This is a genomic window from Tissierella sp. P1 (genome assembly GCF_002266425.1).
Taxonomy (GTDB): Bacteria; Bacillota; Clostridia; order Tissierellales; family Tissierellaceae; genus Tissierella; species Tissierella carlieri.
The window spans coordinates 14572-40179 of record NZ_NPMN01000003.1; the positions used below are offsets into that span (position 1 = coordinate 14572).

The 25608-nt window shown below is 29.2% G+C and carries 34 protein-coding genes; all 34 read left to right on the plus strand.

Annotated elements, in window-relative coordinates:
• Positions 1-2 precede the first annotated feature (2 nt).
• Positions 3-971 carry a DUF3991 and TOPRIM domain-containing protein gene (locus CIW83_RS02725; RefSeq protein ID WP_094899207.1) on the plus strand — a complete coding sequence of 323 codons (969 nt, stop codon included), beginning with the start codon at positions 3-5 and terminating at the stop codon, positions 969-971.
• A gap of 127 nt (positions 972-1098) precedes the next feature.
• Positions 1099-1266 (plus strand): hypothetical protein, encoded by a 168-nt coding sequence (locus CIW83_RS22585; protein ID WP_201259643.1) that lies wholly within the window; start codon positions 1099-1101, stop codon positions 1264-1266.
• 8 nt (positions 1267-1274) lie between these two features.
• Entirely contained in the window at positions 1275-2000 is a 726-nt protein-coding gene (locus CIW83_RS02730; RefSeq protein WP_094899209.1) for a Fic family protein, read from the plus strand.
• A gap of 67 nt (positions 2001-2067) precedes the next feature.
• A complete protein-coding gene (locus CIW83_RS22075) occupies positions 2068-2232 on the plus strand; it encodes a hypothetical protein (RefSeq protein WP_158219992.1) in 165 nt (54 codons plus the stop codon).
• A gap of 594 nt (positions 2233-2826) precedes the next feature.
• On the plus strand, positions 2827-3090 hold the full coding sequence (locus CIW83_RS02735; protein ID WP_094899212.1) for a lanthionine synthetase LanC family protein: 264 nt from the start codon (positions 2827-2829) through the stop codon (positions 3088-3090).
• A 261-nt stretch (positions 3091-3351) separates the two neighbouring features.
• The gene (locus tag CIW83_RS02740) at positions 3352-4650 is read left to right on the plus strand and encodes a hypothetical protein (RefSeq protein ID WP_094899214.1); all 1299 of its coding nucleotides are present in this window, start codon (positions 3352-3354) and stop codon (positions 4648-4650) included.
• A gap of 107 nt (positions 4651-4757) precedes the next feature.
• Complete coding sequence (locus CIW83_RS02745) at positions 4758-5111, plus strand: S41 family peptidase (protein WP_255374259.1); 354 nt, start codon at positions 4758-4760, stop codon at positions 5109-5111.
• A 430-nt stretch (positions 5112-5541) separates the two neighbouring features.
• Positions 5542-5811: a hypothetical protein gene (locus CIW83_RS02750; RefSeq protein ID WP_094899217.1), complete on the plus strand. Its 270-nt coding sequence runs from the start codon at positions 5542-5544 to the stop codon at positions 5809-5811.
• Between the two features lie 12 nt (positions 5812-5823).
• Positions 5824-5946: a hypothetical protein gene (locus tag CIW83_RS24170; protein WP_255374255.1), complete on the plus strand. Its 123-nt coding sequence runs from the start codon at positions 5824-5826 to the stop codon at positions 5944-5946.
• A 135-nt stretch (positions 5947-6081) separates the two neighbouring features.
• The gene (locus CIW83_RS02755) at positions 6082-7356 is read left to right on the plus strand and encodes a hypothetical protein (protein WP_094899218.1); all 1275 of its coding nucleotides are present in this window, start codon (positions 6082-6084) and stop codon (positions 7354-7356) included.
• Positions 7357-7556: 200 nt separating this feature from the next.
• Positions 7557-7865: a DUF6262 family protein gene (locus tag CIW83_RS02760; RefSeq protein WP_094899220.1), complete on the plus strand. Its 309-nt coding sequence runs from the start codon at positions 7557-7559 to the stop codon at positions 7863-7865.
• 58 nt (positions 7866-7923) lie between these two features.
• The gene (locus CIW83_RS02765) at positions 7924-8406 is read left to right on the plus strand and encodes a GNAT family N-acetyltransferase (RefSeq protein ID WP_094899221.1); all 483 of its coding nucleotides are present in this window, start codon (positions 7924-7926) and stop codon (positions 8404-8406) included.
• Between the two features lie 252 nt (positions 8407-8658).
• On the plus strand, positions 8659-8730 hold the full coding sequence (locus CIW83_RS24750; RefSeq protein WP_369819353.1) for a putative holin-like toxin: 72 nt from the start codon (positions 8659-8661) through the stop codon (positions 8728-8730).
• A gap of 233 nt (positions 8731-8963) precedes the next feature.
• Positions 8964-9479 (plus strand): hypothetical protein, encoded by a 516-nt coding sequence (locus CIW83_RS02770; RefSeq protein WP_094899223.1) that lies wholly within the window; start codon positions 8964-8966, stop codon positions 9477-9479.
• A gap of 12 nt (positions 9480-9491) precedes the next feature.
• Complete coding sequence (locus tag CIW83_RS02775) at positions 9492-10352, plus strand: DUF6236 family protein (protein WP_094899225.1); 861 nt, start codon at positions 9492-9494, stop codon at positions 10350-10352.
• Between the two features lie 50 nt (positions 10353-10402).
• Positions 10403-10591 (plus strand): hypothetical protein, encoded by a 189-nt coding sequence (locus tag CIW83_RS02780; RefSeq protein WP_143598505.1) that lies wholly within the window; start codon positions 10403-10405, stop codon positions 10589-10591.
• Between the two features lie 320 nt (positions 10592-10911).
• Complete coding sequence (locus CIW83_RS24755; RefSeq protein WP_369819354.1) at positions 10912-10998, plus strand: putative holin-like toxin; 87 nt, start codon at positions 10912-10914, stop codon at positions 10996-10998.
• 220 nt (positions 10999-11218) lie between these two features.
• Positions 11219-11914, plus strand: coding sequence for a hypothetical protein (locus CIW83_RS02785; RefSeq protein ID WP_094899229.1), 696 nt, complete (start codon positions 11219-11221; stop codon positions 11912-11914).
• Between the two features lie 33 nt (positions 11915-11947).
• Positions 11948-12277 (plus strand): hypothetical protein, encoded by a 330-nt coding sequence (locus CIW83_RS02790; protein WP_094899231.1) that lies wholly within the window; start codon positions 11948-11950, stop codon positions 12275-12277.
• A gap of 384 nt (positions 12278-12661) precedes the next feature.
• Entirely contained in the window at positions 12662-13465 is an 804-nt protein-coding gene (locus CIW83_RS02795; protein ID WP_094899233.1) for a hypothetical protein, read from the plus strand.
• Between the two features lie 294 nt (positions 13466-13759).
• Positions 13760-13870, plus strand: coding sequence for a putative holin-like toxin (locus CIW83_RS02800; RefSeq protein ID WP_094899235.1), 111 nt, complete (start codon positions 13760-13762; stop codon positions 13868-13870).
• 246 nt (positions 13871-14116) lie between these two features.
• Positions 14117-14419, plus strand: coding sequence for a hypothetical protein (locus CIW83_RS02805; protein WP_094899237.1), 303 nt, complete (start codon positions 14117-14119; stop codon positions 14417-14419).
• Between the two features lie 24 nt (positions 14420-14443).
• Positions 14444-15028, plus strand: a complete 585-nt coding sequence (locus tag CIW83_RS02810) for a hypothetical protein (protein ID WP_094899239.1) — start codon at positions 14444-14446, stop codon at positions 15026-15028.
• Between the two features lie 327 nt (positions 15029-15355).
• The gene (locus tag CIW83_RS24175; protein WP_255374257.1) at positions 15356-15487 is read left to right on the plus strand and encodes a hypothetical protein; all 132 of its coding nucleotides are present in this window, start codon (positions 15356-15358) and stop codon (positions 15485-15487) included.
• Between the two features lie 277 nt (positions 15488-15764).
• A complete protein-coding gene (locus CIW83_RS02815; protein ID WP_094899241.1) occupies positions 15765-16766 on the plus strand; it encodes a hypothetical protein in 1002 nt (333 codons plus the stop codon).
• Between the two features lie 78 nt (positions 16767-16844).
• Complete coding sequence (locus CIW83_RS02820) at positions 16845-17567, plus strand: NPCBM/NEW2 domain-containing protein (protein WP_094899243.1); 723 nt, start codon at positions 16845-16847, stop codon at positions 17565-17567.
• Between the two features lie 286 nt (positions 17568-17853).
• Positions 17854-18069 (plus strand): hypothetical protein, encoded by a 216-nt coding sequence (locus CIW83_RS02825; RefSeq protein ID WP_094899245.1) that lies wholly within the window; start codon positions 17854-17856, stop codon positions 18067-18069.
• 195 nt (positions 18070-18264) lie between these two features.
• On the plus strand, positions 18265-18348 hold the full coding sequence (locus CIW83_RS24760) for a putative holin-like toxin (RefSeq protein ID WP_369819355.1): 84 nt from the start codon (positions 18265-18267) through the stop codon (positions 18346-18348).
• A gap of 575 nt (positions 18349-18923) precedes the next feature.
• Positions 18924-19394, plus strand: coding sequence for an ORF6N domain-containing protein (locus CIW83_RS02830; protein WP_094899247.1), 471 nt, complete (start codon positions 18924-18926; stop codon positions 19392-19394).
• 342 nt (positions 19395-19736) lie between these two features.
• A complete protein-coding gene (locus CIW83_RS02835; RefSeq protein ID WP_094899249.1) occupies positions 19737-20894 on the plus strand; it encodes an S-layer homology domain-containing protein in 1158 nt (385 codons plus the stop codon).
• Between the two features lie 29 nt (positions 20895-20923).
• The gene (locus CIW83_RS02840; RefSeq protein WP_094899251.1) at positions 20924-21661 is read left to right on the plus strand and encodes a hypothetical protein; all 738 of its coding nucleotides are present in this window, start codon (positions 20924-20926) and stop codon (positions 21659-21661) included.
• 77 nt (positions 21662-21738) lie between these two features.
• On the plus strand, positions 21739-22104 hold the full coding sequence (locus CIW83_RS02845; RefSeq protein ID WP_094899253.1) for a hypothetical protein: 366 nt from the start codon (positions 21739-21741) through the stop codon (positions 22102-22104).
• A 38-nt stretch (positions 22105-22142) separates the two neighbouring features.
• Positions 22143-24650, plus strand: coding sequence for a hypothetical protein (locus CIW83_RS02850; protein WP_094899255.1), 2508 nt, complete (start codon positions 22143-22145; stop codon positions 24648-24650).
• Positions 24651-24714: 64 nt separating this feature from the next.
• A complete protein-coding gene (locus CIW83_RS02855; protein ID WP_094899257.1) occupies positions 24715-25521 on the plus strand; it encodes a hypothetical protein in 807 nt (268 codons plus the stop codon).
• Positions 25522-25608 lie beyond the last annotated feature (87 nt).

The following is a 25608-nucleotide window of genomic DNA, read 5'->3' on the forward strand; positions in this document are numbered from 1 at the left end:
CTATGGCAGTCAAAAGATTTACAGATGAAGAAATCTATATAGCCAATAACATTAACATAATGGATTACATAAATAGTTTAAATTTAGATACTAAAAGAGCAGGAAGAACTTTTAAAGTAGAAGGGCATGGGGGGCTATATATTGATCCAGTAGAGAACAGATGGAATTGCTTTTCACAAGGTAAAGGTGGAGGACCAATTCAATTAGTAATGTTTTTAGAAAACAAGAAATGGGTGGAAGCAGTAAAAACATTATTAGATAATAGCTATGAAACCAATCCAATACAGAATAATAGAAAAGACATTCAAATAGAAGAAAGTAAAGAATTTATATTACCTAAGAAAAATAAAACTTTTAATCACATGATAGCATATCTCATACACACTAGAGGCATTGATAAAGATATTGTATATAATTGTATACAGAATAAAATACTCTATGAAGATGAAAAAAGGAACTGTGTATTTGTTGGCTATGATGCAGAAGGAATATCAAGATATGCAGGTCTTAGAGGTACAAACTCCAATAATGTTTTTAAGGGAGAGGTAGAAAACAGCAATAAAGCTTTTTCTTTCAATATCCCAGGAAAGACAAATAAACTTTATGTTTTTGAATCTCCAATAGAGCTTATGAGCTATTTGACCCTAAGCAAGAGATTCTTTAATGGTGGTGAATTTAATCATCATATGTTATCATTAGGATGTTTGGCACCTATAGCATTAGATAGATATCTTGAGAACAATCCTAACATTAATGAAATAAACATATGTCTTAACAATGATAAATGGGGAATTAATGCTGCAAAGAATATAAGACAAGAATACGAAGGTAGATACAGAGTAAATATAGAGTATCCTAATCTAAAGGATTTTAATGAGGTTTTAGTTTATATTAATAGTGGTGTTCAAAGTAATTCAAAAGAAATACAATTAGAAAATGAAGAAAGTGAGGATTATGAAATGGAATTATAATTATTAAAAAAATAATAAGTACATCAATTTAAGTATTGAAAACAGTTTAAGAGATTTTGAATTTGTGTAAAATAGTATTTATTATGGTATAATATAATTAAGGAGAAAAAGAAAAGGTGTGATATCTATGAAAGATATAGAAAAGATTATAAGAAAAGTTGACGGAAATATGTCTATAGAAGGTATGCCTTTAAGTGAGGAAGATAAAGAAAGAATTAGGATATGCCTTACTGAAAAGATTAGTTTTGATGAGATGACTAGGAAATTGGTGGAAAAGCATACTGTAGATATATAGGTAAGAATATGAAAAGAGATTATGATTATACTTACGAATGGGACAGTAGATATTGTTATCCCAACTCTTTTGTACTAAGAAATAAACTTAATATAACTAATAGAGAAGAACTTGATGTGGTTGAAAGAAAAATCACATCTCTTCGTATGGCAGAAATTAGTAAAAAGCCAGTTAGAGGAAACTTTGATTTAAAACATTTACAGGATATACATAGGCATATATTTAAAGATATTTATGAATGGGCTGGTGAGTTAAGAACTGTTAATATATCAAAGGGGAATACATTTTATAATCAAATGTATATTTCTGATGGATTTAAAGATATATTTTCCAAACTTAGAAAAGAAAAGTTTTTAATAGGAACAGTACAGGAAGATATAGCCGGAAAACTTGCTTACTATTTAAGCGAAATCAATGTAATCCATCCTTTTAGAGAAGGTAATGGAAGAACTCAAAGAATAATGATAGAGTATTTAGCGCAAGTAGCAGGATATGATGTTGATTTTTATAATATATCTCAAACTGAAATGGTAGAAGCAAGCGTGGCTTCTTTTAATTGTGATTATATTAAAATGATAGAAATATTTAAGAAAATAACAAGTTCTATTACAAAGCAAGAACAGGAAAGTTTTATAAATCAAATATCAACTATAAATAGTCCAGTTTTAAGAGCATATCAAAAACTAAACGGAATAAATTCAATGTTAGAAGATAAATGGGAGCTAGAAAAGTAGCTTCTTTTTTATTGTAGAAAAATTCAATAGCATCAGATGCTATTAGAAATTAATTAGGGGTGTCAAAATGAATAACTTTACAGAAATAATTTTCTTTTTCAATAACCAAAAACAAAAAAGAATGAGGATAGTTAAAGCTTGTACTTATAGTATGGCAAGTCTCCTATTTGTCGGACTTCGCCCGATAAATAGCCTTGCAAGAGGGGAGTTTGCCTCCCCCCTTGACCCCTAAATACTCGGGAAGTCTCCCGAACCCTCTGACGGATATTGAAAAAGAAAATCAAAAAATAAAATGGATATAAAGCTGATGATTTAGAGGAAAACTTTGATTTGGGCAAATTTTGCCCAAATCAAAGTTTTATTTCAGATAGTATAAAATCCTGCATATGAGCATGACGGGACTCACATATAGATTAAGTTGGACGAAGGAAGTTTGGGATATAAATCCTGTTAGAAAGAGGTTTAACTACTATATAAAGTGAGCAAAAGTCATTGTTTATAGAAAAATATAGATGTTACTTTTATTAGGTTAGGATTAAGATAGACATTTCATGTAAAATAAATTATTTTGCATAAAATGATCTACTAAAATAATAAAAAATCAATTAGAAGTATTAAAAAATACTACTTGATTTAAAGAGGTAAATATGGGGGAATATTACTTGGATATTTTTTCAACACACGAAATAGCTACTATATTTTGGTCTCAATTATTTATATTTTTTATACTTATATTACCATACTCGATGTTTTAGAAAAGTCTGAAAATAACAAAAATAAGCTTGTGAAATATAAATAATTAATATAAAATATCTATTATACATATATGGTATGCCATGGCTATTCTGGCTTAGCTGCTATAATGAAAGGTATGTATAATGACACAAAAAATACTGTGTTTCTGAATAAAGCAATGGAAATAGCAAATCTTATTATTTATAGAATGAGTAATAATAAAGATAATGATATTTCTATAGATGATTTTAAAAAATATAGTTATCTTGAAGGATATTCTGGAGTCTTGGAAACTATTTATTCATTAATAATGAACAAATTAAATGTAAATGAACAACGATTATTAATTATTTAATCAATAAAATATATTTAAATATTTAGCTAAAAAGGAGATTTCTGCCATGCCTTAATTTTATGAGAATTTTTAAATTTAATCTGGAAATTTTGATGATTTTGATTTAGGCCTTGATAAGATAACTATCTTTGACTTCAATTTCTATTTGTTTTTCGTTTTTAATTCCATGTGTAAATTATAAATAGTGAGAATATAAGCTAGTAAAAGTTATAAGTTCCTTTTATTAACTTATATTCATTATGAATGGAGATATAGATATATATGAGAAGAATAAAAATATTAAAATTAGTAGTATATTTATTTATCTTTGTTTTAGTGTTTACATTTACAGGCTGTTCTTATAAAAAAACTACAGAAGATATTATGGGAAAAGAAATATCAGAGGAGGAAAAAGATACTAAAGCTAATTTTCAGGCAACAGAAGTTTCTGATTTGCAAACTAAAAACCTACACAAACTTGGTAGAGTTTGGGGCTATGTAAAATATAGTCATCCTGTATTTTTACTAGGAGAGAAAGATTGGGATGAAGAGCTACTTAATTTAATACCCATAGTTTACAACTCAGAAAGTGAAGAACAGGTCAATAATATTCTATATAAATGGTTTGTAGAACTTGGAGAAATTGACTATAAAACATCTGATATAGATACTAAATGGGAATCAGCAACGGAAAAAGATAAAGTTGTGCAAGCTGATACAAACTGGATAGAAGATGAATCCTATTTAGGTGCTTCTCTTTCAGACTCTTTATCACAGCTTAAGGTAATCCCAGAAGTAAACCGTAGAAATGCTCCTGTATACTTTATTAATCTTGGTATGCCTATGTTTAAAAATGAAAAAAGCTATGAAGATATGAGCTACATGGATACGGATTATAGACTGTTAGGATTATTCAGATTTTGGAATGCAATAGAATATTATTTCCCATATTTAGATATAATGGATGATGATTGGAATGAACAGCTTCTTGCATTTATACCTAGGATGATAAAAGGGACAGATAAACAAAGTTATGAACTTACATTAGCTGAAATAGGTGTCTATCTTCATGATGCTCATGTGCGTTTTGAAGACAGGGATTATTTATTTAATGAATTTGGAAAATATACAGCTCCTGCTAAATTAACACAGGTAAATGGAGAACTTGTAATATATTATATAGGTAAAGAATATAGAGATAGTTGTCAATTAAACCCAGGTGATATTTTAGTAAAAATAAATGGGAAAGACATCAATAATGTAATTGACGAAGTAAAAAAATATTGTTCCTATCCAACTGATGAAAAGATATTAATTTTGGCACCTTTGGTCTTAAGGTCACATAATAAAACAATGGAAGTAACTGTATTAAGAAATAATGAAGAAACAGTTCTTAGCATTGAAGGGGTTGAAGATTATAACCCTAGGATAGATATTTCAACATCTCATGAACTTTTAGAAAATAATATAGGACTTATAAATCCATCAAAACTTTCATATGATGAAATCCCCGAGATAATGGATAAGTTTTCTAGTACTAATGGAATTATTGTGATTTACGGCAGTATCCTTCAGATTTAAGCATACATGGGCTACCAAAATATTTATCAAAAGAGAGTAAGACTTTTGCTGTTATTTCAAAGCCATCAAAGGCTGTTCTAGGAACATTCTTAAAAGGTAAACCTGAAATATCAGGAGGACAATCAGGGACATTTTTATACAAGAATAAGGTAGTTATTTTAATGGGTGAAACTTCAGGTAGCCAATCAGAGTACGTTATTATGTCATTACGAAATGGAGAAAATGTGGCTGTAATGGGAGAAAGCTCCATAGGTGCAGATGGAGATGCCATATCATTACCTCTTCCCGGAGGAAATAAGATATATTTTACATCCCTTGGTATATATACCAAGGAAGGTGGTCAAACACAAAGAGTTGGACTTACTCCAGATATTTATATTAAAAAAACAGTAGAAGGAATAAAAGAGGGTAGAGATGAGTATATAGAGGAGGCAATTAAATATATATTAGGTGAGAAATAGTTTATAAATAATTATATTGATAAAAATTGCTTATAGACCAACTTGGAGCATTATATGTTGCCTCAGTAGCAAGGCTTTATAGGTTCAATCTAGTATGGAGATGTTTCATAAAAACAAACGATAAAGACGAGATAATCACTTACTTTGTTCATTTGATAAAGAATTAATATACCTATATGAGATAAGTAGGTTATTTTTGGTACTATAAAAGTGTAGATGTAACACTCAAAAATGAGTGAAACATTTGCACTTATTTTATAATAAAGGAAGTAATTGGTCTGACGAGGGTATTTTTGGTACTGTATATATACCCAAAATTGGAGGAACCTTGCCATTTCAATAGATTAGGGTGCGGTAAATATGCGAGTTGTAGAGTTCTACAACGAGCTATAATGTTTTAATTATGGAGGGGTATGCAGGAAGTAAAGAGGTGTTTTATAAACATTTTTTAGATGCTATAGTTATGACTGACAGTTTTATAAGTTTTTCTCAATCAGTAAAAGAGCTTCATAAAGAGATATCTCAAGAAGAATACTTTAATATATTAATTACAGAAATGCATATATCTCTTAGGTATGAACATCTATATAAAAAATACATCAAGGATATATTTAAAGAAAAAATATTTGATAAGATTATGAGCAATAGTGACCATCATTATAATTCGAGAGAGGTTAATTCTGATAGTTTAGAAGAATAGGCAGTTAAGGTTATGAATGAATTTATAAAATCCTTTGATTCAAGCAAGCCAAGAGAAACCTCCATATTAGTAAAAGAATTAGTAAATGAAACTATCATAGATGAACAAGAAGATGAGTGGGAACTAGAAGCATAATATATAACAAAAGTAGCTGAAGGATATAAAAATATTCTATGCTACTTTATTATTTTTAAATGTACCTGAAATCTAATACTGTCAACACAAATTTAAGCCTTCATCAGCTGGAGAAACTATAAAAAGGGGTGAAAAATGTTGAAAATATTATTTGCACTCAATCAGGATTTAAATTATAATTTGGAAAAAAGAATTCTACATGAATATGAAAAAGAGAATGGATATGATTTTAAATTTGATAAAGCAATAAACGTAAATGAAATTAAAGAGAAGGTAAAAGGATTTGATTTATTAATATTGAATGAAGAACTTGAAAATGAAAATCTTATTACTGTAAAAGTAATTGAAGAAATACGAAATATTTCTGAAACAACAAGAATTATATTTATTGCAAATAGTGAGAATAAAGATGAAATATTTATTGAAAAGATATATAGCTTAGAAGTATATGACCTAATATTTTCAGATGATATTAGATTTGAATTGATAACTAGATTAATAAAGAAGTCTAGATCAAAAATAGAGGCGTTAGAGTATTACAAAAGAATAGATATTTCTGAAGCAGAGAATAAAGAAAAAAAACGACGAACAGTAATTGAAAAAGATAAAGTAAATAAGTCCCCAACAAAAATTATTACTAAAATAGAAAAAGAGTATGTTTATATAATACCTGATGATTACAAAAAAGTAGTAGCTGCACTAGGAGAAAGAAAATCTGGAGTTACAACTGTAGTATCTTTGTTGGCTGCAAATTATTCAAAAAGTAAGAAAGTGCTAGTAATAGATGCAGCTGAAAATGGTTTATTTTCAATAAAGTCTTGGGGAAATGAAAATATAGTTATTGACGAGGAATATAAAGAATTAAGGCTAAACGATAATCTCTTAGTTATCAAGCCAAACGACAATAATCAAATATTAAATTTAATTGAAACTCATAAATATAAAAATGACATAGTATTGATTGATGCAGATTTAACTCTTGAACAAAATATACTAAAATGGATTGACATGATTATTCATGTATCAACATTAGATATTATGGACATTAATAAGTGTAAAATATATTTAAGACAAGCTATGCTAGAAGGTGTAAATCTATCAAAAGTTTATTTGGTAATTAATAAACATATAAAATGCAAAATAACATCAAGAGATCTAATTGGATTATATAAAGGACAAATCCCATATATTGAAGGAGAAAATGGAGGACTTCAAATAAATGATACAATTATTGAAATACCTTTTGATAAAGAATTTTATAAGAATAGTTTATTAAGCCAAGTTTATGTAGATGAAAGTATAGTGTCAACAGATATTATTAATAAGGGTATAGATGAATTATCTAATTTAATTTATCCGATTAAATCGAAAAGAAAAGGAATAAGTTTAATAAATAGATTGATAGGATAATAAACTAGAGCTAATTATTAAAATAAAGTCTTAGTGATAATAAAATTAGGACAAGGTAATCGGAAAAACAGGGTGTAATTGCCACCTCAATTGAAAACCTCAAAAGAAAAATTAAAAGGTTAGAAAAGGAAAAAGAGCAACTAAAAGAACAGTTAAAAATTAGCTATTATAGTTTAAAGCTTTATTTTGAATTTTTAAAGGTGAATGAATCTATAAAGAGACTCATTAAAGCAAATACGAACATTAATTTTAATAGTGTTGCTAATGAATCAGGAGTTTCTAAAGCAACTTTATATAATAATCTTGACATTAGAGAAAGGATTGAAGCTTTAAAGCGACAACAATCACAAGTACCTATTCCAAAACAGGTTAAAAGGGAAATGGATGATAATAATAAAGATGCTATAATTGCGAGTCTTAAGAGAAAAATTAAGAAACTGGAAGAAGAAAATAAACAATTAAGAGAACAAGTCAAAATTAGTTATGCTGATATCTATAAGAACATATAATAATATGACAAATATTGGTATAATATAATTATTAGTTGTTGCGTATTTGTAGAATAATATGGATCAAAGATTATTTATATTTGCTGAGGTGGAAATTATGTTTTTGGATACCAAAGAATTAATGGATCAAGAAATTTATTTACAATTATATAGAATTGTAGATGCTGATGTTGATAAGAGATATGTTCCAGCATATTTTTTCAAAATATGTCGACGTTCAGATGGAGTGGAACTGGGAGATTGTGACTTGCGAATAGGGCATAATATAAACACTGAATTTGGAGGTAATATTGGCTATACTATTCATGAGCTATATAGAGGTCATTACTATGCAGGTAAGGCATGTTTAATGCTTTTTGAACTAGCAAGAAAACATGGGCTTGATACTTTAATTATCACATGTGATCCTGATAATATAGCTTCAAGAAAAACTTGTGAATATTGTGGAGCAAATTTATTGGAAATCGTAGATGTACCTCAATGGCACCCAATGTATAAAGATGGTAAAAGAAAAACTTGTCGCTATGAAATAAGGTTATAGGAATTATTTGTTAAATATTATGTTTTCTAGAATGGAGTATAAGTATGGCAAAATATGAAAGTAGGTTTAAAAAATAATTTAATAATCTTTAGCTTTATGAAAGACGCATCATTTATATTATGTGCATCAAAAGTTACAAATTAATTTATTAATAAGTTACAGATATTATTAAAAGGGGGACATATTATACATATATAATATATCCCTTTTTCTGTTTTTCAATATTTTTTTAAATTAGGTCTTGATAAGTTAATGATAATGTTTTCAGGTTTCACTTTATCGCTAATCTCCTTAATTGTTAAGCTAACAAAGGATAAACAGTAAAGGAAAAAAATAATCACCCTGTATGCCAGTACAAGGTGATTAAAATCGTTTAATCGCATGGTGGCAATCACATTTATGTGAATCTGATTACCTTATTTATATTATACCAAAAGATAGACTAAAGTGAACATCAAAAAATTATATTTTATAGTCAATATACAGCTTAATTGAAGCTGTTTTTTTATTATGAAATTGAGAATGTCTGACAAATATATTATAATGGAGGTGAAAGTTTGGATTGGGAGGTAATACTAATGGAACCAGTAGTAAAAGCAGCAATAATTACGGTAGCTGGGTCAATGGCACTAGCAACACTAGGAGGCTTTATTAAAATAGTGCAAGGTATAATAGATGAAAAGAAATTCCAAGATCAAATTAATAGTAAAATTGATAGTAAGATAGGAAATACAGAAGTCGGATCATTAAGCAAGCAACATGAATCTCTTGAAAAATTGGGGAATATGAATAAGGAACAGATATTAAATGAGATAAAACTTTCTAGTAACAATATTAAGGATATTTTAGAAGTAAGAGATAAAGTAGAAGAAACAAGATATAATAATCTTGGGGATGGACAAAAAAGATTAGAAGATAGTTTTAAAACAATTGAGGGTTTTAGAGAAGAATGGAAAAGAGTAAATGAAGAAAATATTAAATTAAAAGAAGAAAATGTAAAACTTAAACAGGAAAATATAATTTTAAATAATAAGATAGTAGAATATGAAGATGAATGGGAAATGGGAAGATAAAGGAGAGTAATCATGAGAAGAACAATAATGTATTATCCAAATATTGAAATACCAGACGGGGTTTGGCTAAAAACAGCGTTACTTTATTGGGATGAGGTTAGTTCCATTGTTCCGAGAGGAATGGAAAGGGCTCTTTATTTAAGTAGTAAACCAATAGCTCAACTAGCAGGTGAAGGGGAGTATCGCCCATTTTATCCAGATGAATTAATGGATAGTATATATTATAGAGATTTTGAGACAGAGTGTATCAGCAAAATAAAAAGACATATTAATGTAGGGAGTAAAAGGAGAAAGGGTAATAGAATAATTAGTGAGACAATGACAGAGAGAAAAAGGTTATCTGATACGTACAATATTCATATAGATAAGATGTCTGATAGAATTAGCGAAGTTCTTCTTAATGAACTGAGAGTAATTTCATTAGATGAAAATTGGATGATTTTTGATGAAACTCTAGGAGATATATATATGTCTACTCTTGCTAAATACTCAGCATTAAGTGATGTAAATTTTACAGTTATTGGAACTGATAAAATAAAGGAGATAAATAGATTATATCCTTTAAATTATGCTTTAAAGAAACAAATTAATAGTGGAAGGACACCTATAATAAATTTGTCCTTAAATATTTTACCTACTCCTGCCCCAGATGTTCCATATGAGAAGATAATACAATTTAAAAGGAAGTATAAAGAAAATTTAATTGAGTTTCGTAAGAAAATAAATGACTTTGAAGAACAAATCAGTAATTCTGAGTCTGAATATGATTATAAGGAAAAAATAATTAGATTTAATGAAACTATTCAATTAGAAGCAAAAGAAACAATGAAGATGCTTAAAGGGCATAGAATAAACTTTTTTTATCCTCACTGAAATCAATTATTAATATTAATTCACCTACTATGATTGCAATTTGTGCTGGATTGGCAGGATATAAGCTTGCAGATGTACATCCTTCAGTAACCTTATCAGGAATAGGAGTAACAAGTGCTGTTGATATTGCCGTCAATTATTTAGCAATTAGTAGAAGTACAAGAGAAAAGCTTTCAGATAAAGGATTTTTATATCTTCATTATGCAAAGGATAAAAAAATAATTAATGATTTTGTTTAGCAAAATATTCCTATGAATACGCTAGAAACATATTTCGATGATAGCAATTGTCATATTGTTTATTAGAATCAAGGAATATTCCTTGAGAAATAAAAAATGGAGAGGTAGAAGAGATAATTTATATAAACAAGATGAATAATACTCAATAGACAAAAATACATTAATAATCATACTTTTTCCCTCTTTTAAAAATAGAGGCTATAATCCACAAAAATAAATCTAATATATTGAAATAAGGCTTTATCGGTGATAAAATTAGGACAAGGTAATCGATATGCAGGGTGTGTTTTGCCACCTCTTTTACAAAGGAGGTGGTTGCTATGACAACATATGAAGCTTTAATGTTAATGCTTACATTTGGAACATTTGTTATAGCAATCGTTAGGAATAACGACAGAAAAAAATAGCACCCTGCTGCAACAGGGTGACTAAACTGTAGTTTATTTAGCTATGGTGGCAATCACATCTTGCGACATCGATTACCTTATTTATATTATACCAAAATATAGACTAAAGTAAACATTAAAAAAATTATATTATATAGTCAATATACAGCTTAATTGAGGCTGTTTTTTTATTTTGAAATTGAGGATGTCTGACAAATATATTATAATGGAGGTGAAAAATATGGACTGGGGGGAATTTATTATGGATGTAGGAATAGCAACTGTAATTGCTGTTTTACTTGGTAGTGTTTTATCTTTCGCTTTTAATACTTGGAGTGATAACCGCGGATGGAAAAAAGTTGAAAGTAAAATTGGAAATACTGATGAGGGTTCTCTATATATCCAACATCAGAATATTGAAAAAGTGATATTAGAAAAAACTTTAAATATTTATAATAAGGTTGATAAAACAAATGAAATAGTAATCAGGAATGAGGAAAGATATGGAAACTTAGATGCTAATCAAAAAGAAATAAGAAGCAATGTTAGTAAATTAGTATTCGATTGGGAAAAGGCAATATCGGAAAATAAAGAACTTAAATCACATATTGAAAGTATTAGATTAGAAAAGCAAGAATTAAAAATGGATAATCAAAGGATTATGGAAAAATTAAATAATCTCATATCAAATAATGAAAAGATAATAGCGGAGAATATAGAACTTAAGGCGGAGAACAAAAATATTAGGGAACAGCTAAATAAAATCACTCTAGATAATGATAAAAGTCTATCAGATAATAAAAATCTCATAGATGAAAATAAGAAACTAACTAAAAAACTATTGATTGCAGAGCAATTACTAGATATAAAGAAAGACAATTTTAAAGATTATGATGAAGTTTTAGAAAAAGATGATGAGTTGGAAAATGAATTTTAAAACTGGTCATAATAGAAAGGGGATTTGATTTAGATGATAGTAACTGCATGGAGTAGCGGAAAACGGAATTGCACTGACTCAGGATATGGATTTAAAATTAGCCGTGATAATATAGACAGGGTTTTTAATAGCGAATGGAAGTTTGTTGTTTTAGGATTAGAAGGCGAAGAAAAAACTATTGATGTGAACATAAATAAATCATCTTTTAGGAAAAACTGTAGAGAATTTATTAATAAAGATATAGGGTTATGGCTTATAAAAAATGGTTATGGAAATTGGGAAAAAGGCGAGCCGCCTAAATTCAAAATGGAACAAATATGTGAAAATAGATTTAAAGTCTTCTCTGAAAACATTCGTAAATAGCGATTTAAGCAGTGAATTTTAATAGCATAGACCACTTGAGAAATATAAATAAGATTCAACAGACACAAAGCCATTATTAGTTATGGCTTTTTTCTTTAAATAAATAAGGGTTATTGAAAAAGAAAATGTAAGATTATACCATAAAAGGTATTCAAAAACTCCTTATAACTTTGATTAAACCCTTGATAGTCATACATCACCATCAAGTGTAGATGTGTATAGCAGATGAAATGCTTTTCATCATAATTTAGAAAAGGAAATATTTCATTCTATAACGAAATTTAGTTGATATTCAATTAAGATTTGATATCCTGTAAGGGAGAATGATATAATAATAGTTAGAAAGATACATTTCTAACCACTATTTTTCACGGGGTGAGGCAAATGGGCTATGTAGATGCTCTTGTGTTTTTTATTGATATATTAGGAAGTCAGGATAGAAATGATTTTGATGAACTGTTTCAAATCAATGAAACTTTTCATGGAGAACTTGAGAAAAATCAGAGTTATGATAAGCCACATACTGCGTATGAAAGGGTAATATATACATTTTCAGACTGTGCGTATATCATATATAATTTCAAAGAGGGAATTGAAGAAGGTAGAAAAGATTTGAGAAAGCTATTTGATATAGCTTTAAGAAATACAGAATATTTAATAATGCAATTTTTAAAAAAGGGTTTTCTATGTAGAGGTGGAATTGCATATGACAAAGTTTACTATGAAAAAGAACGAAGCTTATTCTTTGGTCCAGCGGTAAATAGGGCACATTATTTTGAGGATAAAATATCGGTTGTTCCTCGTATTATAATGGATGATTATATTGCTACTAATGTATTAGCGTTAAATCAGGAGTGGCTTGATAATGCAAGTAGTCAAGAGGAGAAACAGCTTATTCAAGAAAGCAATGGGAATATAGTTAAACAAGATGAGGACAAAGAATATTATTTGCACTATCTTAACAGTTTTGAACTAGGGGTTAACTATTCTGAATATGAGCAGTTAAGTGAAGACTTGTATATTCTAATTCAAAGAGAAATCCAGAATCAGAAATTGAAAATTGCTAACAATTCAGCTCAGAAAGATGCATATGAAAAAATTATAAAAAAGTATGAGTGGTTAAAAAGATATCTAGACGAATCCCAGCCGATTCATGATGTGATGGGAATTTTATTTCCATTTGTGTAGTATGATAAAAATTTTTGTTAAATTATACGATAGAAATGGAGAATGCTAACGAACTATATATAATAATTTAATAGAACAAATATTAGAAAACAATGTAGAAGATGAAATGAAGCCTGAGATATAGGTTCTTTATTTATTCTTAAATTGCGAATGTTGAATCAATAATTAAAGATATGATTTATAAAATAAAGGTAATATATTGAAATAAGACCTTGTAAATGATAAAATTAGGACAAGGTAATCGATATATGCAGGTGTGATGCCACCTCACCAAGGAAGAAGGGAGGTGGTGCGATGAGTACATTTGAAGCTTTATCTTTAATGATAATGTTCTCTGTTTTTACTTTATCGCTGATCTCTCTGATTATTAATCTAACGAAAGATAACAGAAAGACAAAAAAATAGTCACCCTGCACTGCCATGCTAGGGTGATTTAAAAATTTTATTTCGCTAGGTGGCAATCACATCTTGTGATGTCGATTACCTTATTTATATTATACCAAAATATTGACTAAAGTAAACATATATGTTGTTTTACTTTATAGTCAATATCTTAAAAGGTTATTTAATATTTATAAATTTAAAAAGTCCATTTATAATCAGCTTTTACCGAGCTGATTTTTTAATACCCAAAATGGAGGAGGAATAAGAATGGAGATTATTATAAGAGAAAAAGAAGACGATTTAATGTTATATTATTTAGACAAAGGGTATAGAGATTTATGTAATATGAAATGGGGTAGAAAAAAGATTAGACTAATGAGGGAAATATTCTCTTTTGTTAAATACAACGACTCTATTTCGGAAGATAAAAAAGAGCAGATAATTAGATATCTCTTTCATGAGATTCAAAAACGAGCAGAAGCTAAAAAGCACTCTAAACGATTTCTATTATATCAAATAAATAGGTATGAGGATATATATGATTTAGTGAAAGTGTTCTTAGATAGTTAAAATAATGATAGGGGGTAATCCATTATGTTTTCTAAATGGAAAAGACTATATATGCTTGCAGAAGAAAGATTAGAAAGTCAAGGAGAATATATAAGAGAAAATAACAAGGATAAAAAAGCCTACGATAATATAATGGATAACCTTAATTTTATTTTAAATCAACATGGTGAGCATAATATTAATATATATTTTTCAAATAATGAATTATATTATATTGCAGAAACTTGGAGACCAAGTATAGGAGAAAATAACTATACTATAGAACTATGTACTTATAGGCTAGAAGAAATTCCGATAAGGACATCACCTATAGCTGAGTTAAGTGCTAGCTTAGAATTAAATGATTGTAATAAGGAAAAGATTGCTTATATTGAATCAATTGACACGTTTAGAGAAAAACGTAAGGGTCATGGGAGTCAAATATTGAAAAGATTTATTTATATAGTTAAAAATACAAGTGTAAATACTATAGAAGGGGAACTATTTAATAGCACTCCAATAGGAGTAGAAAACTTAAAGAAATTTTATATTAATAATGGGTTCAATGTACATGGTGGTAAATTTAGTATGGTAATTAGAGAATTAAAGCCGAACTATAACAAAGATTAATATCGACTATCTATTTTTATAAAACTAAAGTTAATATATTGAAATAAAGCATAGTCAATAATAAAAGTAGGATGAGGTAATCGGATAATATATTAAATAGCTTTACAACTGTTATTCAAGCAGTAAATATTGATATTATAGATCATTTAAAAAATATGAATAGAATTCAACAGATACAAAGCCATCATTAGTTATGGCTTTTTTCTTTAAATAAATAGGGGATATTGAAAAGGAAAATATAAAATTATACCTCAAAAAATATTCAAAAACTCCGTAGAAGATAATATATTATCTAGACAACATAGGGATATTAAAGAGAATATTAGGTTGATAGAAACTAATATTAAAGAGAGTATAATTGATAAAACTTCAATCGTTTATTCCAAAGTAGATAATATTAATGAAATGATGATTAAGAATGAAGTGACAAACTCCTCTTGTGGTAGACAGTTAAAATAATAAAAACTGCTTAAGACAAGGAGGAGCATATTTTTATGGGAAGAAAAAATAAAATGCCAAGTTTTTAAAAAAATCAAGCTGAAGACTTACTTCTCGCCTATACAATCTTATGAGTGAAGGTTCCTAGCATGGGTTGATAGTACTTAGTGTTAATGACTTTGACTCTAAATATAATTTTGAAGGATAGTTAACTTATTTAGATATATATGGATGGACTTCCATATTATTACATGGTATAATGGCTAGGTGTATTTTTTATAAAAAGGAGGTTTTTCAATTGAAGAAAAGATTAGGGTTTATCATTATTTTATCAGTAATTATGTTAACCTTAGTATCTTGTAGCTCTAATCCTGACAATAGTAGTTTAAGTGCTAACAATGATTTAGTAGATACTAAAGTAGCTGAAAAGGATATTACAAGCAAAATACTTATTAATAATGACGGTAGTGATACTACTTTAGATGAACTAAGTGTTATAAGGATAGATAGTAATGGTATGAGAGTTCGTGACGGGAGGTTTTCAGAATATGGATTTCCAGAGAATAGAGATTTTGATGGGATATCAGTTAGAGAAGTAATTGAAAAAGCATTGGAACAGACTAAAAGAACTAATAACTTTTCTGCACATTTTGAAGGTGTTTATGAATTGTCAATAGGTACAGATTATTTTAATATATATCATAATCAGGATGAGAAAGGAAGATTTAGGACTGTTTATGAAGTGAAAGATTACAAAACAAGGGATGTGGAAATTGGAACCACAGTCTTTGATGGTGAAAAGTATAAGTGCATATTACCTAGTTATTCTGATAATGGTGGACCTAATTTACCAGCAGGTTTATCAGGAGCTGAAGTATTTGAAATACTAAAAAACCAAAATATTAACGGAAGAAGCCAAATAATAGAAGGGATTGATTTGGAAGAATTAATCGAGGAATATCCAGACATAGTAGAGCCAGCTATTAGAGATTCCGTATCCTTTTTAGAAATATTTGCTGAAAGTGAATCGGGTTCTTTTATAAGATTTAAAGATGGCTTTAAAAGACCATATAATAATGATTTTGATGATGACAATGTTTACCATATTATGTATATAAAAAGGAATACAGACAATCCAGATAACCAAACAAAGTTTGAATTCTATATAGATAAAGATACCAATTTAATAAGGTTTCAACAAGGTACAATGAGTGGTCAGTTAAATTATTCAGCAACTTTAAAATACTATTCGGAAGACAATGAATATACAGACGAATTTTTCTTACTTGAAGATTTTTAAATAGAATTTTACTTTCAGAATATATAATAATCTTTTGAAGATATTATTATATTAATATAAAAATTAAGGGGGAAAATAATGATTAGCAAGAAGGCATCGAAAAGACTTATTTTATCAATTGCTGTTATTAGTTTGATTACTTTATTATCAGTGACAGCTTTCGCTTCACCAGTAAGAAATACCATTGAAGTTATGTATAATAATATCAAATTGGTTATAGATGGTAAAACCGTTCAATTTGGAAAAGACTCAAATGGTAAAGAAATTCAACCTTTTATTTATAATGGAATTACATATTTACCTGTAAGAGCAGTAGGAGAGGCAATAGGAAAAAATGTTGAATGGGATAATGCAACAAATACAGTAATAATGAGTGAGCCTATTGAGGCTTCTAACCAAGTCCAGTATTTGGCAGATGTAGAACCACCTTATCAGGCAGAGTGGTGGAAGGTATATAAATCAGATGATAGAAAATCATTTAATATGGGTGGTAAAGAATATAATAATGGGTTTGTAAGTTCAAGTGATCATAGCTTATTATTTAATCTAGATGAAAGATTTGTGGAAATTGAAGGAGTTCTTGGAGCAGTTAGATTTTTGCATCCTGATATAGGAAGAAATGTTGAAATTTATTTAGATGGAGAACTATATAAAACATATTTAATAAAACATCCTGATCTTCCACAAAAAATTACAATACCAGTGACAGGTGTAAAGCAATTAGAGATTGTATTACCCTTTAACAGCGAGTTTGGTTATGATAATAGTGATATCGGCTTCGGAAATGTTACTGTTAAATAACTAAATGATAAAATAATTTTTAAAATATATTGCAATTTTGATATGCTCTCCTTGTTGTAGACAGTTAAAATAATAAAAACTGTTTAAGACAATTAAGAGCATATTTTTGTGGGAAGAAAAAATAAAGTGCCAAGTTTTTAAAAACTGAAGCTATTGAAAAATATCTTCAAGATAAAGATTCACTAAACTATTTAGTTAAAGAGCTTAATGTAAATATTTCAAGCATTCAACAATAGAATTTAAATTTTTAGCCGTAAAAGATTATCTAGCTGGTGATTATTCTTTAATGGGAATTTGTAAAAAGTACGGCATTAAATCAACTAGGCAACTCAGAGAGTGGATTTTAAAGTATAATGGTTATGAGGAAGCAAAGTCTTCTGGAATAGGAAGAGTGTCAATTATGACTAAAGAATGCAAGACAGCTTATGAAGAACGAATTGAAATAGTAAAACACTGCATAATACTAGTATGCAAGCAAGAATTACTTAAAGAATATGAATAAGATTCAACAGACAGAAAGCGATTATTAGTTATAGTTTTTTCTTTTTTAAGAAATAGAAACTTTGATTTACAAAATAAAGGTAATATATTGAAATAAAGTTTTGGTCGTGATAAAATCGTAGAATAAGGTAGTCGACATAAATACAGGGTGTGGTTACCGCCATACTTCCGAAGAGAAAGGAAGGAGGTGGTGTAGATGAGTACATTTCAAGCAATCTCTTTAATGATTACGTTTGCAATGTTTATCTTATCACTTATCTCCTATATAGATAGAAGATAAAAAGATCACTCTGTATTCGCCGTACAGAGTGATTAAAATTAACTAACAAGTTGTACGGTAACCACACTTTTGTGGAGTCGATTACCTTATTTATATTATACCAAAATATTGACTAAAGTAAACATATATGTTGTTTTATTTTATAGTCAATATCTTAAAAAGTTATTTCTTATTTATAAATTTTAAAAATCCACTTATAATCAGCTTTGGTCGAGCTGATTTTTTTATTGGAAATATTTTGAAAGTATCTCTTGCTATTATCATTCTAGAATGATAGAATGATAATAAGTATAGGAGGTGTATTAGAATTAAAACTTTAACAGTAAGACTTGATGATGAACTTCATAGGCAATTTAAAATATATTCAATAAATAGTGGTAAAGATATGCAAAGTATATTAATTGAATATATAAAAAACTGCTAGAAGAAAATCAAGAGGACAAAAAATAAGAAACAGCCCCCTCCACCGACCAAGGATTTAGGGACTGTTTGACCAGAGGTTACCCTCTATGAAATATTGTATCATAGTTGGCAATCTCATTCAAGAACCCATAAATTGAAGGGAGAAATTGATTATGATGGATTTAATATTAAAAGGAAAAATTTCTATTGATGACATGGAATTTAATCACATAGAAGGTGGATTTGGAAAAGGAAGAAGATCTATTTTAGCCAAAGATATAGCTGATATACATGATAGGGAATTAAGGGAAATTAATGAAAGAATAAATGTAAATAGAATAAGATTCAAAGATGGAATTGATATTATAAATTTAAAGGGTACAGAATTCGAGATCGGTTTAACCGATAACGGAATTTATACTCAGAATGCAGTAAATAGGAGTAGGAATATTTACTTACTATCAGAAAGAGGATATGCAAAACTTCTAAAAATATTAGAAGATGATTTTGCATGGGAACAGTATGAGAAACTAGTAGATAACTATTTCAACATGAGAGAAATAATAACATCAAACCAAACTTCAAAATCTTTGCCTATAGCACCAAATAATAATCCACTCCAACAACAAAAAGAAAAAACTTAAAAAAGCAGTTATTACATCTAACTACCTAATAGATTATATTGGTTCATCCAATGGTCTTGTACCTGATGATATATTAAATAATTTTACAACTGTCATTCAAGCAGTAAATATTGATATTATAGATCACTTAAGAAATATGAATAGAATTCAACAGACACAAAGCCATCATTAGTTATGGCTTTTTTCTTTAAATAAATAGGGGTTATTGAAAAAGAAAATGTAAAATTATACCACGAAAAATATTCAAAAACCCCTTAAAACCTTGATTAAACCCTAACTTTAGGGTATAATATAAATAACAAAACATACGTTCTAAAACGTAAACAAAAGGAGGAATTACTTATGAAAAAGAGATTCGCATTATTATTAATTGCATTAATGTTACTCAATTTTGGAGTAGCAAATGCTAGTGGTATCTTTAGTGATGTTAAAGGTACTGAGTGGTTTTATAAGGATGTAAACTTATTGATTGAATTAGGTGCTATATCAGGATATACAGATGGTACATTTAAACCTAATAACAAAGTAAGCAGAGCAGAATTTATAAAGATACTTATAACAGCTATAGGAGAAAAGCCAGGTGCTACTACTGGTAATTGGGCAAGTGGATATATAAGTAAAGCTGAAGAATTAGGATTAATAAATCAAGGAGTTTACCAAGGTACTGAAGGAGATAAGGTTATAACAAGAAATGAAATCGCTAAGTTAGTTTCAATAGCAGATAGCATGATCTTTGGAGGAATGGAAGGAAGCAATATAGAGCCTAATATCAAAGATATAAACCTAATTCCTACTGAATATAAGGACCATGTGAAAAATGCTTATTCCAAAGGCATAATAACAGGTTTCCCAGATGGAAGATTTGGGGGAAATGAAGGTATTACTAGAGCAGAAGCATCTGTTATAACTTTAAGATTAATAAGACCTGATGCAAGAGTTGCAGGAGGTAATAATGAGGTAATTACAGATAATAATGTAGCAGAAGAACCAAAGATACCTGTTGTAGAAGAACCTAAGCCACAACCACAACAACCAAGTCCAAGCGTAAAATCAGATTTTATTGAGCCAGTGTTTGATGTAGATTACTCGCCTGATTGGGGTACAAGATTTGATATTATAATTGCAAATAAACTAGACTATATAGGTAAATATCAAGACTATGAAGTAAAGGTTGAATGTATAAATGTTCCAGAATTAAATACTATAGATGTATATAAATTTGCAAGTGATACTGAAACTGTAAGATTTGACGAAACTATTTGGAGACCTTTTCCAGAGTGTAGTGACGATGATTATTATACAGCATTTATACATTCTATGAGAGAAACAGGATTTAAAACTGCAGAAAACTGGGATAAGATAAACCTTGAAGAAGGACAAGAACTAGTATACAAGATTACCATTAGGAGAGGCAGTGAATCAAGAGAATATACTTACTCAATGATACTTCCTGAGAGAGATGGATACCAAAGAAAAATTGATCAGGGATTAATCAAATAAATAAAAATAAATATAGGCAGGTGCTTTAAGTGAAAAGAATAATTTCATTACTGCTTGCTGTCATAATTATAATAGGGTTAGTTATTACTAGCCCTATAAATGTATATGCAGCAACTTATGATTATAGAGACTTTTATAATCAGCATGCAACTACTAAGAAAAAATTAAGAAAACCAACGGCAGGGTTTTCTGTAGAACTACTGAGGAAGAATAAAAGTGGAAACTATGAAGTCGTAGATAGAATATCTACAGGAGTATCTATGGCACAGTTAAACGCACAGAAGGGTGACAGATTAAGATTTATTGATAATAGTAGGGGTGGAGATGGAGGTTCTATAAAGTTTTGGGACTGGCAGGTATATACTGCTGATAACAGCTATAGAGAAGTGGACTATTATTCAAGAAATCCCCTGCCACAAAATTTTGAGTTAAGAAATGCAACGACATATAATTTTTTCTTAAACGTAGCAGATAATCAACCTATAGATAAATCAATTGTTCCTGAACAATTTTTTGTTGATAACTGGTCAGATAACGGTCCCCATTCAACAGAAACTAAACCTGACAGATTAGGAAGGACTTGGACATGGTATTTCGCTCATCTTAGAGTAAATGTAAGTGAGGGTCCAACTACTCCGCCACCAGATCCTGATCCAGAAGATCCATACGATCCGCCACCACCAGTTGAACTTCCTGACTCAGATATTTCTGTAAGGGTGAATATAGATTGGATTGAACCCGAAGTGGCACCAGAAGGCACTATGTAGAAGGAGAAGTTACATTTACTATTAGATCTAGTCTTTATGCCATAAAAAGTTATAGAATTGTTAAAGGAAGTACTGTTGTGGATGGCGACGCATATGTGGAGCCTCCCAGGGGAACAACGACATATATTAAGGAAACCAGAAGAATGAGGTTTCAGGTAGGTAGAGATGTTACAATAAAAGTATTAGCATATGACTCAATGGGTGCATGGGATGAAGATGAGGATAGCGTAAGAACAGAATCAATAGCACCAGATATAGATGTAATATCTGAAATAAAAGGATTACCAGAATCCGCTGATTATGGACAAATCTTAAATGGATACTATGAATTTACTGCAAATTCAACTGTCTATCCATTAAATAGATGGTACATAAACAGCGGATTTGATTATGTCCAGGGAGACGATGAAGCTACTTTAGAAATAGAATCAATGAAACAGTAAGAGTACCTATACAAGTGCCAACTGGGAAGACTATATATATGGGAGTTACAGCAATAGATGAGGGTGGATATAGCAGAAATCATGGTGCAGATGCATTTGTTAGAGTTAAGGAAGTGCCTACATTAAATCTCAATGTACTAACTCCACAAGTAATGTACAAAGAAGATGCAAAATTCAATGTAATGGTAAATGAAAATGATTATAACATTCATAGATACAAATGGTACATTAATCCTGTAAATGATCCTACAGGACAAGGTGGAAGTGTAAAATCAGGAGATGGGATTATACCAAGTGTTATGGAAATGGACATTCCTGTGGGGGAATATAAGGTAATACAAGAAGGTTACTATTATGACAGCACAGGTGAAAGAAAAGTAGCAGATATGAAATCAATAACTATTATACCTGGTCTTGAAGTAGATTTTGTAGTAATACCATATAAACAAGTAATAGGAAAGGATATGCTCCTAGTTAATAAATCTAAAAATTATACTTCTGAAAAATGGTGGATTAAACCTAAAGGATCACCAGATGCAAGTTATGAAGAATTGATTCACTCTAACTATTATTTCAATAGACCTGTAGGAGAATATACAGTCAAACTTGAAGTATTTAACCCAAGTTTAAGAGTTAATTATGCTTCTACTACTAGAGATGTGGAATTTATGGGAATACCAGTTGTGGATTTCTTACTTGCACCAGATCTATTATTTGTAAATGAAGTATCGGTGATAACGGATCTTTCTGAAAATGTAACTGATAAAATATGGTGGATAAAAGATACAAAAAATCTTACCTATGTTCCTTTTATAGATTTAGAAAATATAAGGGATAATAAGTATGAGTTTACTAAGGAAGATTATAATAAATTCAAAGATAATGGTAAAGAAGAATATACAATAAAACTTACTGCCAATGGCAGAATGTTAGTAGAAATTAATGAATATATGTACAGTTATGTACATGGAAGAAGTTTTTTAGAAAGAGATATTCTAAATGTCTTAGTTCCTATTAACATCGTAGATAAAGAAGAATATCTCCAAAAGCAAGCTGAAGCAATATTTGGCGGTAAAACTAAGAATGCACAATATATAAAAAACTCTGCAATTTGGAATGGACCAATAGAAGAGATAGGAAGTAATCAATATAGAAGGGCGTACTCAATGATGTTCTACTTAGAGGATGAACTTTTCAAAGAGAGAACCGCTATATTTAAATATCCAACACCTGTAGCTGATCTAAATATTGTAAATGATAATGGTGAAAATGTAGTAAAAGAAACTAAGGTATATAAGAAATTGACACTAACAGGAGAACAAGAATCAATTATAGCTACAAATGCAAAGGATATTGATATATTACGAGAAGGAAGAACTCCTACTAATTATCCAATTGATTTCGATAGTAAATATACAAGGTTTAGGATTAAGCCTATTTCAGTTAATGGTTTTAATCCTGAAATAGATATAGAAACAGACAAAAAAATAACCGTAGAAGATGGAATTGCATATATAGTAGGTGAAAGTGAGACAAGTATAAGAATAAATAAACCAGGAGTATATGAAATCTCCTATCAGGTATATAACGGAAAAAATGATAGTGACTTTAAGCCATATCATTTATCTGATTGGTCAATGCCTAAAAAGATAAATGTTCAGCCTGATTTAGATCCAATAGTTGAAAATATACAAATTGTTACTACAAATTATCATAATCTAACTAGAGATTATGATAATAAAACGAATTTAAAAGCAGAGGTAGAATTTGACGTTACATTAGCATCCTTAGATGATGATTATATTGATTTAAATAACACTGTATTAATGTTTAGCTATGACAAGAATAATGATGGTGTATTTAATAATAGTGATGGTGGACACTTAAAACAATATATTTGGCTGGATGATAATATTACAGATGTTTATAAGGATATAACTGGCTCTAATAAATCATTCTTTGAAAAGTTGGAGATTGAGGATAGTAGTTCAGCAAATGAGAAATATATAGAAGAAATTCAAATAAAGCAGCTTACTAATAATGAAAATAGATATATTAAATTAAGAGTTAAAGCTACTATATCTAACAGTACGAGAAATATCCTAGGTAACTTTAGGGTAGAAACAAAAACAGCTAAGAAGCTAAAGGACAAAGACTGGATAGAGGAGCCTAAGATAAAAACACCTATAGCTAATTTTGGAGAATATACCTATAACGAGAATTATAAAACAAATGCAATAGAAAATTTCCACCTATCAATTAAAGAGCCAAGAACAGGAGATTCAAGTTTAATTCATTTATTAAATAAGAAATTTACAATAATAAACAATGCACCAACTATCGAAAACATAATGAAAAGAGAAAAATTCTTGGAAATATGGATAGCTGAGGCTGGTACAAATACGTTCACTCAAGCAGAGATAAAAAGCTTGTTAATTCAATTTAAGAACAATGGCATAATCTGTAGAATAGGGGTTATATCTACAGATGGGAAGGTAATCAAATATGATCTCGATGCAAGTGAAGAAATTGTAGTAGTTGAATAATTAGTTAAAAGGGCTAGAAAAATAATTCTAGCCTTTTTTAAATTTGAAAGAAGAAGGTGAAAAAATGAAAGCAAAGCATAAGCTAAAACAATTTATCTCACTGTGCTTAGCTACCATAATGATATTAAGTAGCTTATTAATGGCTTTACCCAATAAAGCTGAAGCTAATGCTGATTATTATTATAAGGTATATAGTTTAACGGACATATGGAATGAGACTGGATATGGAGCATTGGAGAGTAAAGTTATTTATGGATCAACAATAAAAACGACTAACTCCTCCAGACAAATAAGGCTTATAGATTACATTGGTGATTGGTATACTGATACTATCTATACGTATCTAAACTATAGTTTGAAGTCGGAAAACATCGGAGGGTATACCAATTATTTTTTTGAATTAGGAACTAAGGTAGATACATGGGGAGCTAACTCTCCTGCGGATAAAGCAATTTCACATATAATGTTGGATAGTGGAAGTTTTTACCCTGTAGCCTTTGATCAAGGAAGGTTAAATGGACTTACCTCTAAAGGAATAAAGTTTATTAGGACTGAAATTGATAATGGAAGTAAGGGAGGATATAATTCATGGGAATTTACGGCAAAAGAAAGACAATTTTTAGAATCCCAAAAGGGAAGTCCAGTAGTATTTATGGATGAAGACCGCTGGAATGATGATTCCTTTATAGAAATGAGATTTAAAGGGATTCAAATATTAGAATTAAGTCCCGCAAAGACTATATATAGACACAAAGGAAAAGGAACTTATCTAAGGGAAGTAGTAGCGAAAGAAGGTACTTACCTGATAATGGGCAACAAGGTAGCTACTGGTATGTTAAAGATCGTGCTGCAAACAAATTACCTGAAATAACTAATGCAAGTGTAAAAAATAAAGAGCCTCACTATCTTCAAAATACTTATGTAACTATAAGCGGAAGTGCAAAAGATGCAGATAATG